The sequence below is a fragment of the Neisseria sp. HMSC055H02 genome (assembly GCF_001813335.1).
Classification (GTDB): Bacteria; Pseudomonadota; Gammaproteobacteria; order Burkholderiales; family Neisseriaceae; genus Neisseria; species Neisseria sicca_C.
Window position 1 is genome coordinate 129,567 of sequence record NZ_KV812081.1, and the last position, 12,720, is coordinate 142,286.

General features: G+C 52.9%; 11 protein-coding genes. 2 read left to right on the forward strand and 9 right to left on the reverse strand.

Annotated features, from left to right (window positions below; all coding sequences use genetic code 11):
• Window positions 1-29 precede the first annotated feature (29 nt).
• The 5 genes from rbbA to ybaK all read right to left on the reverse strand — a co-directional run bounded on the left by rbbA (window position 30) and on the right by ybaK (window position 7,152).
• Window positions 30-2,975, reverse strand: a complete 2,946-nt coding sequence (rbbA, locus tag HMPREF2907_RS03735) for a ribosome-associated ATPase/putative transporter RbbA (RefSeq protein WP_070680194.1) — start codon at window positions 2,973-2,975, stop codon at window positions 30-32.
• Between the two features lie 295 nt (window positions 2,976-3,270).
• Window positions 3,271-4,668, reverse strand: coding sequence for an aspartate ammonia-lyase (gene aspA / locus HMPREF2907_RS03740; protein WP_039407387.1), 1,398 nt, complete (start codon window positions 4,666-4,668; stop codon window positions 3,271-3,273).
• 179 nt (window positions 4,669-4,847) lie between these two features.
• A complete protein-coding gene (locus tag HMPREF2907_RS03745) occupies window positions 4,848-5,723 on the reverse strand; it encodes a DMT family transporter (RefSeq protein ID WP_049222676.1) in 876 nt (291 codons plus the stop codon).
• 160 nt (window positions 5,724-5,883) lie between these two features.
• Window positions 5,884-6,495, reverse strand: a complete 612-nt coding sequence (locus HMPREF2907_RS03750) for a DnaJ domain-containing protein (protein WP_070680197.1) — start codon at window positions 6,493-6,495, stop codon at window positions 5,884-5,886.
• Window positions 6,496-6,669: 174 nt separating this feature from the next.
• Window positions 6,670-7,152, reverse strand: a complete 483-nt coding sequence (gene ybaK, locus HMPREF2907_RS03755; protein WP_003765517.1) for a Cys-tRNA(Pro) deacylase — start codon at window positions 7,150-7,152, stop codon at window positions 6,670-6,672.
• Between the two features lie 236 nt (window positions 7,153-7,388).
• On the opposite strand from ybaK, the gene HMPREF2907_RS03765 reads away from it, so the two are divergent.
• Window positions 7,389-7,739, forward strand: coding sequence for a RidA family protein (locus tag HMPREF2907_RS03765; RefSeq protein WP_070680200.1), 351 nt, complete (start codon window positions 7,389-7,391; stop codon window positions 7,737-7,739).
• Between the two features lie 173 nt (window positions 7,740-7,912).
• On the opposite strand, the gene HMPREF2907_RS03770 is transcribed toward HMPREF2907_RS03765, so the two are convergent.
• The 4 genes from HMPREF2907_RS03770 to rpe form a co-directional block, all read right to left on the reverse strand.
• Complete coding sequence (locus tag HMPREF2907_RS03770) at window positions 7,913-9,211, reverse strand: adenylosuccinate synthase (RefSeq protein ID WP_070680203.1); 1,299 nt, start codon at window positions 9,209-9,211, stop codon at window positions 7,913-7,915.
• Window positions 9,212-9,316: 105 nt separating this feature from the next.
• A complete protein-coding gene (locus HMPREF2907_RS03775) occupies window positions 9,317-10,468 on the reverse strand; it encodes an ATP phosphoribosyltransferase regulatory subunit (RefSeq protein ID WP_070680206.1) in 1,152 nt (383 codons plus the stop codon).
• A 255-nt stretch (window positions 10,469-10,723) separates the two neighbouring features.
• The gene (locus HMPREF2907_RS03780; RefSeq protein WP_070680209.1) at window positions 10,724-11,044 is read right to left on the reverse strand and encodes a hypothetical protein; all 321 of its coding nucleotides are present in this window, start codon (window positions 11,042-11,044) and stop codon (window positions 10,724-10,726) included.
• Between the two features lie 87 nt (window positions 11,045-11,131).
• Entirely contained in the window at window positions 11,132-11,815 is a 684-nt protein-coding gene (rpe, locus tag HMPREF2907_RS03785; RefSeq protein WP_070680211.1) for a ribulose-phosphate 3-epimerase, read from the reverse strand.
• Window positions 11,816-12,070: 255 nt separating this feature from the next.
• Between rpe and HMPREF2907_RS03790 the strand changes: the two genes are divergently transcribed.
• Window positions 12,071-12,499 (forward strand): Spy/CpxP family protein refolding chaperone, encoded by a 429-nt coding sequence (locus tag HMPREF2907_RS03790; RefSeq protein ID WP_003767916.1) that lies wholly within the window; start codon window positions 12,071-12,073, stop codon window positions 12,497-12,499.
• Window positions 12,500-12,720: the final 221 nt, after the last annotated feature.

The following is a 12,720-nucleotide window of genomic DNA, read 5'->3' on the forward strand; positions in this document are numbered from 1 at the left end:
CGTCTGAAAAATTTTCAGACGACCTTTTTCTACTTCTCCTGTTTCTTCAACAACACGCACGCCAGAATCAGGCTGGTGGCGGCAAAGGCGGCGATAGCGGCGTATTCATGCAGCAGGTCGGCGGTGTGCAGCCCTTTGGTGAAGCTGCCGACGCTGACGGTGTAATACCACGACGACGGGAAGGTTTTGCCGATAATCAGCGCGCCGCCTTCCATGGTGGAAAGCGGGTAGAGAAAACCGGAATAGGTTTGCGCGGGGATCATGGTGATGATGGCGGTGGCGAAGATGGCGGCAAGCTGGGAGCGCACGAAGCAGGAAATCAGTAGCCCCAGCGCGGTGCTGGCGGACACCATCAAGAGCGTGCCGACGGCGAGTCCTGCAAACGAGCCTTTGAGCGGCACGCCGAACAGGTAAATAATCATCAGCATCATGGCGGCGAAATTGACCATGCCGACGGCGATATAGGGAAGCTGTTTGCCGATCAGATATTGCGCCACGGCGGCGGGCGATGCGTAGAAATTGGCGATGGAACCGATTTCGCGTTCGCGCACCACGCCGACCGCCGACATCATGGCGGGTATCATCATCAACACCAGCATCATCACGCCCGGAGCGATGGCGTTGATGCTGTCGAAATCCTGATTGTACATAAAGCGCGGTTCGATGCCGGCGGGTGCTTTGAGCGAAACGGGCAGCCCGCTTTCTGCGATGCGGTCTTTGGTGTAGGCGGTGATCAGGCTGCCGATGTAGCCGCGGATATTGGTGGCGTTAAACGGCATGGAGCCGTCCACATAAAACCCGACTTCAGGCTTGAGCCCGCGCGCCAAATCGCGCCCGAAACCGCTCGGAATATCGATGACCAATATGGCGCCGGAGCTTTTGAGCACGGTGTCGATTTCGGCTTCGGACTGTATCGGCGGCTGTTGGAGGAAGTAGCGCGAACCGTCGAAATATTCGACCAGCTCGCGGCTGGCGGCGGTTTGGTCGCGGTCGTAAACGGCAAATTTCAGATTCCGCACGTCAAACGAGATCCCCCACGATACCGACGCCATGATAATCAACGGGCCGAACACGGCAAAAAACAGGCGGATTTTGTCGCGCAGGAGTTCTTTGGCTTCGCGGCGGGCGAAGGTCCAAATCATGGAAAAACGGTATTTGAAGGTGTCGGTGTTTGGGTTGTCTCGTAAGGTGTGTGAACTTTGTTCACGCACGCCGTTTTGAGTTTCAGACGACCCTGTATCTTTTCCTTGAAGGTCGTCTGAAAGCTCAGAATGCCCGTTATCCGATGCCACTTCCGCGTGCGTGGCTTGCGCCACACACCCTACGGTCGGAGTTTCCGCCGGTAGGGTGTGCGAACTTTGTGCATGCACGCCGTCTGTATTTTGGTAAAACTCGCGTTGATCACTTTCAGAGTGCGCAGCCTCCTGACGAGACGACCTTTCCCCACCTTCCCCGCCTTCCGCTTCGATCAGATACTGCACAAATGCTTCTTCCAAATCCGGCGCATTCTGCCTTGCCGCCAGTTCGGCGGGCGTACCCACAGCCAGCACGCGGCCTTTGTGCATAAAGGAAATGCGGTCGCAGCGGGCGGCTTCGTTCATAAAGTGGGTGGAAACGAAAATGGTGATTTTGTCTTCGCGGGAGAGTTTCAGAAGATGCCGCCAAAACATATCGCGCGCGGCGGGATCGACCCCCGAAGTCGGTTCGTCCAAAATCAATACTTCGGGGTGGTGCAGGCAGGCGGCGGCCAGTTGCAGGCGTTGGCGGATGCCCAGCGGCAACGATGCAGGCGCGGTGTCGGCAACGTCCGCCAAATCAAACTGTTGCAGGGCTTCTTCCACCGCCGCCGTGCCTTTAGCGCCCATCTGGTAGAGTCTGGCGTGCAAATCCAAATTGCGGCGCACGCTCAGTTCTTCATACAACGAAAACGCCTGCGACATATAGCCGACGCGCATTTTCGTGTCCAAGCCGCCCGCGTCTATCGGCTTGCCCAACAGCGTGGCGTCGCCTTCGGTCGCTTCCAGCAGGCCGGTCAGCATTTTCATGGTGGTGGACTTGCCGCAGCCGTTGCTGCCGAGAAAGCCGAAAATCTCGCCTTTTTGAATGGTGAAGCTGACATGGTCCACAGCGGTAAAATCGCCGAAACGCTTGGTCAGCCCGTGCGCTTCCATCGCAGGCGGCGCAGCGGGATCGGGGACGAACGGCGTGATTTCCAAACCGCCCGAACCCTGCTGTTTCTCCGGTGGCAGCATTTTGACGTAGGCCTCTTCCAACACATCGGTGCCGTAATCTGCCAGCACGTCGGCGGTAGGCTTGTTTTCCAGCAGCCTGCCCGCGTCCATCGCCAGCAGCCGCTCGAAACGCTGCGCCTCTTCAATATAGGCGGTCGCCACAATCACGGTCATGCCCGCGTGTTCCCGCCGCAAATCGTCCACCAAAGCCCAAAACTGGCGGCGCGACAAAGGATCCACGCCCGTGGTCGGTTCGTCCAGAATCAACAAATCCGGGCTGTGCACCAGCGCGCAGCACAAACTCAGCTTCTGCTTCATCCCGCCCGAAAGCTTGCCCGCCGCGCGGTCTGCAAACGGCGCAAGGCGGGTCGCCTCCATCAGCCGCGCAATCTGCCGCGTACGCTCCTGCCCGTCCAAACCAAACAGCCGCGCGTGGAAATCGATATTCTCATACACCGACAAGGTAGGATACAGGTTGCGCCCCAAACCCTGCGGCATAAAGGCGATGCGGTGCGACAAATCCCGCCGCACGTCCTTGTCCGCCATATCGCCGCCCAACACTTCCACCCGCCCGTCCTGAATCACCTTCACACCCGCCATCAGCGAGAGCAGCGTCGATTTGCCCACGCCGTCCGGCCCGATCAAACCGACCGTCGCGCCTTTCGGAATGTCCAGCGACACATCGTCAAGCGCAATGGTCTTGCCGTAGCGGTGGGAAAGTTTTTGGATGGAAACGGTGTTCATAATGCAGCCTTTTTTGCAGAAAACGGGATTTCAGACGACCTGTTCGTCACGGCTGATTCCATCGGGCTTACGGCTTAAAAGCTCTGCCGACGCCTCACCCGCAGGTATGTATCCGCTTCATCAGTTACCTACCCGAGGTCGTCTGAAAAAGCGGATAACAGCCTAATCAAGGAAATTGAATATGTCTGAAAATTTCCCTTAATACCGTGAAACATAATGAAAGGATACATCGAACAAAGGTCGTCTGAAAACCTTGTCCATAGGCTTTCAGACGACCTTTTCTTTATGCCCTACCTTACAAATGCGGGTTCATCAGGTTTTCGGGCGACAGGATGCGGTCGAGTTCCGCTTCGCTCAACAGGCCGCGTTCGAGTACGACTTCGCGCACGCCTTTGCCGGTTTGGGCGCAGATTTTGCCGACCAAATCGCCGTTTTCATGGCCGATATACGGGTTCAGGTAAGTGACCAGGCCGATGGAGTTGAACACATAGCGTTCGCAGATTTCGCGGTTGACGGTAATGCCTTTGACGCATTTTTCGGCGAGGTTTACCGCAGCGTTGCCCAAGAGGGAGATGGTTTCAAACATACATTGCGCGATGACCGGCTCCATCACGTTTAATTGCAACTGCCCCGCTTCGGCGGCGAAAGTGATGGTGGTGTCGTTGCCGATGACTTTGAAACAGACTTGGTTGACCACTTCGGGAATCACGGGATTGACTTTGGCAGGCATAATCGACGAGCCTGCCTGCATTTCCGGCAGGTTAATCTCTTTCAAACCGGCACGCGGGCCGGACGACAAGAGGCGCAAGTCGTTACAGATTTTCGATAATTTCACCGCCGTACGCTTCAATGCGCCGTGTACCATCACATACGCGCCGCAGTCGGAAGTCGCTTCAATCAGGTTTTCGGTCAATTTGCAATCCAAGCCGCTGACTTCGGACAATTTTTTCACCGCCAAAGCCGCGTAGCCTTTCGGCGTGTTCACGCCCGTGCCGATGGCGGTTGCGCCCAAGTTGACTTCCAACAACAAGGCGCGCGTGCGGTCCAGATTCAAAATCTCTTCTTCCAGCAACACTTGGAAAGACTGAAATTCCTGCCCCGCCGTCATCGGTACGGCATCTTGAAGCTGGGTGCGCCCCATTTTCAAAACATCTTTAAACTCATCGGCTTTGGCGGCAAACGCATCTTTCAGCAACGCCAGTTTTTCCAGCAGTTCGCCGACGCTGTAATACACCGCCAGCCTGAAGCCGGTCGGATACGCGTCGTTGGTGGACTGGCTGGCGTTCACATGATCCATCGGATTGACGATGTCATAGCGACCTTTCTCGTAGCCCAATATTTCCAAAGCAAGGTTGGCGATGACTTCGTTGGTGTTCATGTTGACCGAAGTCCCCGCACCGCCCTGATACACGTCGGACGGGAATTGGTCGAGGCAGCGGCCTTTGAGCAACACTTCGTCGCAAGCCTTTTCAATGGCGGCAGCGATTTCGGGTTTCACCGCACCCAGTTCGCCGTTTGCCTGCGCGGTCGCTTTTTTCACCATCACCATGCTGCGGACAAACTGCGGCACGTCGGAAATTTTTTGATTGGAAATTTTAAAGTTTTCCACCGCGCGCAAAGTATGGATGCCCCAATACGCCTCGGCGGGGATTTCGCGGTCGCCCAGCAAATCGTGTTCGATACGGACAGTCATTTCTCTTACCTTCTCATTCGTTGGTTTATCAAGTAATGTGCATATGCAGGCGGAACATTAGACCGTTTTGCATGGGTTGTCTAGCTGCAAATGCGCCGTTGTTATCAAAGCAGGAAAAACACTCCCACCCGAAAGACAAAAGGTCGTCTGAAACCTTTTTCAGACGACCTTTTACATACTTACATCCCGACCAGTCCCCGTATCTGCGGCCAGTAAAACAAACAGGCGATGGCGCAGACGGCGACGCTGATGCCTGCGGCGTTGATGCTGCTGATTTTTTCTTTAAACGCCATCGCGCCGACCAGCGTTCCCAAGACGATGACACCGATGTTCATACCTGCGAAGACCAGCGTCGGGTTGTCTTTCATCATTTGGTGGGCAGTGATGTAGGTAACGATGTTGGCGAAATTCAAACCGCCCAAGACGATGCCGCCGATAATGCCTTCTTTCGTCCATTTGGTCGACTGGGAGAAAAGGTAGCCGAACATCAAAATACCGGCGAGGCTGAAGGCGACCAAGAGGTTGCCGGAAAACGCCGTACCGCTTTTGGCAAGCTGTTTGAAGAGGATGTCGATGATGCCGTAGCCCGCCCAAACGCCCGCAAGCAGCGTGATTTGCGTACCCAATCCGCCCGATTTCTTGCCGCCGTCGGCTTTCCACAACAAGCAGAACAAAGCCACAAACGCCAAAACGATGCCTATCAGCCGCCCTTCGGTCAAGGCTTCGCCAAAAATGACGAACGCGGAAATAATCGGCAATATCAAAGACAAACGCTGCGCCGCATCGGACTTGACGATACCCGCCGCATCGACCGCCTTGCCCATAATCACAAACACCGAAGGCAGCAGCACGCCCAGCGCGCCAAACAGCCACCAAGTCGGCAAAAAGGCTTTCGGGTTGCTCAAATCGGGTTTCAACACCCAAGCCGTCAACGCCACTGCGACGATGTAGTTCACCGCCACCGCCTGCGCGACGTCGATTTTGTTCTTACGCGCCAATTTGAGCAATACCGACACAGACACGCTGCACAGTATGCTTGCCAATAAATAAATCATGTTTTTCCTTTGATTGAATGTGTCGGATGCGTGGACAAATTTTCAGACGACCTTCTTGGTGTCCTGTTTTGATATTTAGTTTCCCGCAAACGACCCATACAAAAATTTCAGACGACCCCGGGATGCGAAGGTCGTCTGAAAACAAGGCGGGCGGTTGCGCTTAGAACCAAGTATCCAAAGACATACGCTTGTTGTCCATCAGTCTGACGAAACCTGCCGCCAGACGGTAAGCAAACCAAACCGATACCAAAAACAGCAACACAGAGCCGATGCCGATAAACGCGGTGATTTTACTCAAAACAAACCCCGCCAGACCGCCCCAGAAGGTTTTAATCAGATAGTCTGCGTGGTTATTATAAACCGAGTCTCCCATATCGCCACGTTTTACATACGCCAAAACAATGCCGGCTACAGGCATCACGAAGGTCGCAAATGCCAAGGCAAACAAGGCATACATCGCCATCACATAAGTCCGGTCGCCGTCTTGGCGCGGCGCTTCCGCCGTATGTTCGCTACCGGTCTGCTGGCTGGCGGTCTGCCCGCTTCTACCGCTGAATTCACGGAGCGACTCGTCGTACCATGCCCGACGTTCGGGATCGACCAGCGTATCGTAAGCCTGACGGATTTCCTTAAAACGCTCTTCCGCTTCGGGATTGCCGGGATTACGATCGGGATGGTATTTCATTGCCGAATCGCGATAGGCTTTTCTGATTTCTGCAATGTCCGCATCCGCCGAAATGCCGAGAATTTCATAAAAATTACGGTTTTCCATATTAGGGTGTGCCTCTTTGGTTTGTGTTTGCCAAAGCCCGATACCGTGAAATCACGCTAACAGGCTGTTTGACAGAATGAAAACAGATATAAAATCAGGCATTGTGTTCTTTTTATAAAACCTTCAAATTTGCCCGAATCTGCGTTTCCCGACTTAAAACCGTTTTGCATCCCTTTAGACGGCGACCTGTACATCCTGCGGATTCAAAGCCCGCAAAGCCTGCGGACTGACACCGATGATAAATCCGCGCTTGCCGCCGTTGATATAAACTTTCTCCAAATCCCAAATACTTTTTTCAACATACACAGGCAACCGGGTTTTCATACCGAAAGGCGTCGTCCCGCCCACCAGATAGCCCGTCCATTTGTTTGCCTGTTTCGGATCGGCAGGCTCGATGTGTTTCATGCCCAAATCGCGTGCCAGATTGCGGGTCGAAATCTGCTTGTCGCCGTGCATCACGACGACCAGCCCTTTCTTCGCTTCGTTTTGCAGCACGATGGTTTTGACTACCTGATGCTCGTCCACGCCGAACAACTGTGCAAACTGCCCTGTCCCGCCGTGTTCCTCATAAACATAAATATAAGGCTCAAAATCAATTTGATGTGTACGCAAGAAACGGACGGCAGGAGTAACCGGATAATCGGTATTTTTGCTCATGATGCAGTTCCAATAATATTCAGACGACCTAAAACCAATATGACAATGACGCGTAAAAATAGTTTCCGCATCTTTTCAAAAACAACAAAACCGCCCGCCTGCTGTGGCAGACAATCAAGCTGAATGTTACCATAAGCCCCTGCCCAATATCCGCCATCCTGTTCCGCCCCATCAGGCAAACCGAAATCCGACGACGGGACAGAATGCCCCGTGCGCCCAACCTCAAGGAATATCAAATGAATATCCGATACCTCGGTACCACCGAACGCTACTCCGAAGCCGTCTGCGCCGGAGGATTCGTCTTCCTCTCAGGCATGGTTCCCGAAAATCCCGAAGTCGATGCCAAAGCCCAGACTGAAAATGTCTTGGCACAAATCGACCGTTGGCTTGAAAAATGCGGCTCCGACAAAGCACACATCCTCGAAGCCACCATCTTCCTGACCGATATGAACGACTACGCCGCCATGAACGAAGCCTGGGATGCCTGGACAGCCCCCGGCCGCACCCCTGCCCGCGCCTGCATCGAAGCCAAACTCGCCAAACCGGAATGGGCGGTCGAAATCAAAGTATCCGCCGTGTGCAAGTGATTGGATTGGACAAGGGGTCGTCTGAAAACCACAGTCGATTTTTCAGACGACCCCTTTCATAAAAAATGCAACGAAAGCAGAGCGATTGGATTGACGGTAAAGTAAATCACCTATCAATACAAAAAGGTCGTCTGAAAGCCCAAGTTTTCAGACGACCTTTTACAATCAAAGCATTATGCGAACGGATGATGCAAAACGATGGTTTCTTCGCGGTCAGGGCCGGTAGAGACGATGGCTACCGGTGCGCCGCAGACTTCTTCGATACGTTTCAAATATGCTTTGGCGTTTGCAGGCAATGCGTCGTAGCTTTTCACGCCGAAGGTCGATTCGCTCCAGCCGGGCATGGTTTCGTAAATCGGCTTGCAGGTTTCTACCGCATCGGAACCGCAAGGCAGGATGTCGGTTTTGCTGCCGTCGGGTAATTCGTAGCCGACGCAGATATTGATGGTTTCAATGCCGTCCATCACGTCCAGCTTGGTGATACACATGCCGGAAATGCCGTTGACTTGAATGGAACGTTTCAACGCGGCGGCATCAAACCAACCGCAGCGGCGTGCGCGGCCGGTTACGGAGCCGAATTCGTGTCCGCGCTCTGCCAAACCTGCGCCTACTTCGTCAAACAATTCAGTCGGAAACGGGCCTGAACCGACGCGCGTGGTATAGGCTTTGACGATGCCCAAAACATAATCCAGCATTTGAGGACCTACGCCCGCGCCTGCGGAAGCGGCTCCCGCCAAGCAGTTGGACGAGGTAACGAAGGGGTAAGTGCCGTAGTCGATATCCAACAGCGTACCTTGTGCGCCTTCAAACAGCAGTTTTTCGCCGTTTTTGTTTTTCTCGTTCAACACACGGGATACGTCGGTAATCATAGGCGTAATGCGCGGCGCGACTTTTTCGATAACCGCCATCACATCTTCCGCTTTCACCGGCTCGGCATTGTGCAGATGTTGCAGCTGGACATTGTAATAGGCAAGGACGGCATCCAGTTTTTCACGCAGTTTTTCAGGATGCAGCAAATCGACGACGCGGATGGCGCGGCGTGCCACTTTGTCTTCGTAGGCAGGGCCGATGCCGCGGCCGGTCGTGCCGATTTTGCCTTTGCCGCGCGATGCTTCGCGGGCTTGGTCAAGCGCAATGTGGTAAGGAAGGATCAGCGGGCAGGTCGGGGCGATTTTCAGACGAACTTCAACGTTTTTCACGCCTGCTGCGTTCAACTCGTCGATTTCACCCAACAATGCTTCGGGGGAAACGACAACGCCGGAGCCGATGAAGCAATCCAAGTTTTCATGCAGAATGCCGCTCGGAATCAGGCGCAAAATGGTTTTCTTGCCGCCGACGACCAAAGTATGACCCGCATTGTGGCCGCCTTGGAAACGCACGACACCGCTGGTTTCTTCCGCCAGCCAGTCAACGATTTTACCTTTGCCTTCATCGCCCCACTGGGCGCCGATTACTACAACATTTTTAGCCATAGCCATATAACCTATTAATATTAAAAAATTATCGTGAATCAACTTCAAACCAAGACGGCTTTGCGCCCTGCCCTGATTTGCCTTTAATCCGCTATGAATGGGTATTTAAATTTTCTCAACCTGCCAAACGCCGTCCGACTTTTTCAGACGACCTGTAACCTCTTCCGAAGCATTGTGTCCGATACCGTAGTTGATAACGACACATTGCCCCTGTTCACGCAAGGCTTCGACTGCTTCGCGTGCCGCTTCGGCATCGTCCGCATCAACCAAGACGACGGGCTGCCGCTCAATGGCGGGCAAACGTCCGATAAAGCTGCGCAAGTCGAAACTGAATCCCGTTGCCGGACGCGCACGGCCGAAATATTCGCCCAATCCGTCATAACGCCCGCCCCGTGCGACCGCGTCATGGAAATTTGAACCGTATGCCGCATACAGCAAGCCCGTGTGGTAATTGTCGACACGCAGTTCGGATAAATCGATATGGACTTTCTGATTCGGGAAGGCATCGCACACTGCCTGCAATTCGTCCAATGCGCTGCCGACCGCTGACAAATCCGGCAATCGTTCGCGCGCAGCGGACAACACTTCCCGTCCGCCATACAGACGCGGCAGCAGCGAAAATGCTTTTGCCCACATACCGTCCAGCTTCCAAGCCTTAACCTGCGCTTCGACCGTTTCGGTATCTTTATCCTGCATCAACGCAAGCAGCGTTGCGGATTGCTCCGCATCCAAATGCGCCGCATAGGACAAAGCGCGGAATACGCCGATGTGCCCCAGCGACAGCAAAACCTCGCCCATATCGGCAATCTTCATACTTTTGAGCATCAGGTCAATCAGTTCGATATCCGCCCGTATGTCGGCGAAACCATACATCTCCGCCCCTGCCTGTAAAGGTTCGCGCATATTGAGCAAACCTTCCGGCCGCGCGTGCAACACAGGACCTGCGTAGCACAAGCGGTTAATCCCTTGATTGGCGGACAAAAGATGCGCATCGATACGCGCCACTTGCGGCGTAATGTCGGCACGGATGCCCAACTGCCGACCGCTCAGCTGATCGACCACCAAAATGGTTTTCAAAGACAAACCCGCGTCAATGTGTGTCAGCAGGGAATGGCTGTATTCCATCAGCGGAGGCTGTACCAGCTCGTAACCGTGCACTCGGAACAAAGTCAACAACTGCTCTCGCGCGCTTTCCAACTGTCGGGCGTTGGTCGGCAACACATCGGCAACATGTTCGGGAAGCTGCCAAGATTGCATAGGAATCTACCTTCTATCTGTTTTTGTAAACGCAAAGGGCTGCTTGAATTTAAAACCAGACGGACACACAGCCCGCTTCTCGAAATACGCCGCGCAAACGATGCAGCGTTTCCAAAAAATCTGATTTTAAATTCAAACAGCCCCTGATTGACGGCTTTAAACCGCCGAGTTATTAAAAGCAGACTTTACCATACAAAACAGTTTTGTGCAGCCTGTTTTCATACAAAAGTCGTCTGAAAAAAGATGGGCAATCCTCTATTCGCAATGGAAATTGCTTGTTTTCTCTTTAAAAGAATCCATCGCAATTTGGCACATGCGTTGCCGTTGTCCCAAATCTGCCGCAGGCAGCGATTGAAATAAAAATTTTGTATTGTTGCGTTGAAAATCGGCTTTCTTGCCTGCCTTTTTATAACACTCGTCTGCGCGTGCGAAATATTGACGGCAGATTTCCGGCAATTCTTCCAACGATAAAGGTTTGTGCTTATGCATCCCATGTGCTGACACAGCCAGCGGAGAGATAGCCAAAATCGCTGCCGCAACAAATTTCAAACTTTTTTGAAACCAATAATTTTTCATAATAAAACCTTAAAATCTATATCTACATGATGATATTGCTTTTCGCAAAATCCACTACGTTTGTTTTCAGACGACCTCAAAGCCGACTCAACCAAGGTGCGCCAGTTGTCCACGCATCTCGGTAATCACCGCCTTATAGTCCGGCTTGCCAAAGATGGCGGAACCTGCCACAAAAGTATCGGCACCCGCCGCCGCGACGGCGGCGATATTGTCGGTTTTGATGCCGCCGTCCACTTCAATGGCGATGTGCCGCCCGCTTTGCGCTTCGTACCGATCCAACATCGCCCGCACTTGACGGATTTTTTCAAGGGTATGCGGGATGAAGCTTTGTCCGCCGAAACCGGGATTGACCGACATCAACAATACCATGTCCAGCCTGTCCAATACGTTTTCCAAAACGTAAGCAGGAGTTGCCGGATTCAACACCAACCCTGCCTGACAGCCTGCATCTTTAATCAGGCTCAGGCTGCGGTCGATATGGCGGCTGGCTTCGGGATGAAACGTGATAATTGACGCCCCTGCTTTGGCAAATGCCTGAATCAGATCGTCAACGGGTTCGACCATCAGATGCACATCAATCGGCACGGTGGCATAAGGCTTCAACGCTGCGCAGACCATAGGGCCGAACGTCAGGTTCGGCACATAATGATTGTCCATCACGTCGAAATGGATCAAATCGGCTCCCGCTTCGATAACTTTCGTTACTTCTTCACCCAAACGGGCGAAATCGGCGGATAATATACTGGGCGCAATACGGAAATTGTGGTTCATAGAAATCCAGTCGGATGGTGTGGTTTGATAAACAGATAATTTTTCATATTCTACCACCAACGCCTCACGCAACACTAACTATGCATTGTTAATATTTAACAAAAGTAAGCATATGCATAAATAATTATAGGTTAAGGATATGTTTTGTCAGAAATAAAATAAAGATATGAAGTTAACAAAAGTTAACTGGAGGGATACTGCCTTTCACACGCTAATCGGGTATATTTGCGCGGTTACGGAAACTAGGAAAACGCTGTGTCTGTCGGATTCAAATCTTATTTACCCCTCTGTGCATTATCGGTTGCGCTGCTGACGGCTGTCGGTCAAGCGCACGCCGGCCCCCAATATATCAAGCTGGACGATTTTCAAGCCAATTGCGACATCCGCTCCCTTAATCTGACTCAAGACCAACACAATGCTTTGCGCCGTATCCGTAATGATTACAAACAGGCATCGGACAAGGCATACCGCAAACTCGTCCGCACAGACCGTAACCGCCGCCAAGTCATTATGAAAATCCTTGCGGCAGATAATTTCGATCAAAACAACGCCCGCGATTATGTCGAAACCCGCTACTTGTCAAGCATGGATTTCGCTGTGGAAGAATTGGAAATCCAACACCGCTTCTACCACCTGCTCAATCCGCGCCAACGCCAGATTTGGCTCTCTTCCTGCCTTCGCTGACATATCGCCTTCCTGATTGGTCCGTACAAAAAGGTCGTCTGAAATCCTGTTTCAGACGACCTTTTGAACTATATAGAGACCTTTGCAAAAAAGCCCTTCCTTCGACAGCCGGAACCCAAACACAGGTTTTCGGCTGTTTCCGCCCCCAGTCACTCCTGATTTTACCCAAATACCTCCTTAATCCTCCCCGCATACCCGATAATCAGGCATCCGGGCCGCCT

Coding starts and splice junctions, on each gene's coding strand:
- rbbA (WP_070680194.1), bottom strand. CDS start 2,975: ATGAACACCGTTTCCATCCAAAAACTTTCCCACCGCTACGGCAAGACC.
- aspA (WP_039407387.1), bottom strand. CDS start 4,668: ATGACTGTCCGTATCGAACACGATTTGCTGGGCGACCGCGAAATCCCC.
- HMPREF2907_RS03745 (WP_049222676.1), bottom strand. CDS start 5,723: ATGATTTATTTATTGGCAAGCATACTGTGCAGCGTGTCTGTGTCGGTA.
- HMPREF2907_RS03750 (WP_070680197.1), bottom strand. CDS start 6,495: ATGGAAAACCGTAATTTTTATGAAATTCTCGGCATTTCGGCGGATGCG.
- ybaK (WP_003765517.1), bottom strand. CDS start 7,152: ATGAGCAAAAATACCGATTATCCGGTTACTCCTGCCGTCCGTTTCTTG.
- HMPREF2907_RS03765 (WP_070680200.1), top strand. CDS start 7,389: ATGAATATCCGATACCTCGGTACCACCGAACGCTACTCCGAAGCCGTC.
- HMPREF2907_RS03770 (WP_070680203.1), bottom strand. CDS start 9,211: ATGGCTAAAAATGTTGTAGTAATCGGCGCCCAGTGGGGCGATGAAGGC.
- HMPREF2907_RS03775 (WP_070680206.1), bottom strand. CDS start 10,468: ATGCAATCTTGGCAGCTTCCCGAACATGTTGCCGATGTGTTGCCGACC.
- HMPREF2907_RS03780 (WP_070680209.1), bottom strand. CDS start 11,044: ATGAAAAATTATTGGTTTCAAAAAAGTTTGAAATTTGTTGCGGCAGCG.
- rpe (WP_070680211.1), bottom strand. CDS start 11,815: ATGAACCACAATTTCCGTATTGCGCCCAGTATATTATCCGCCGATTTC.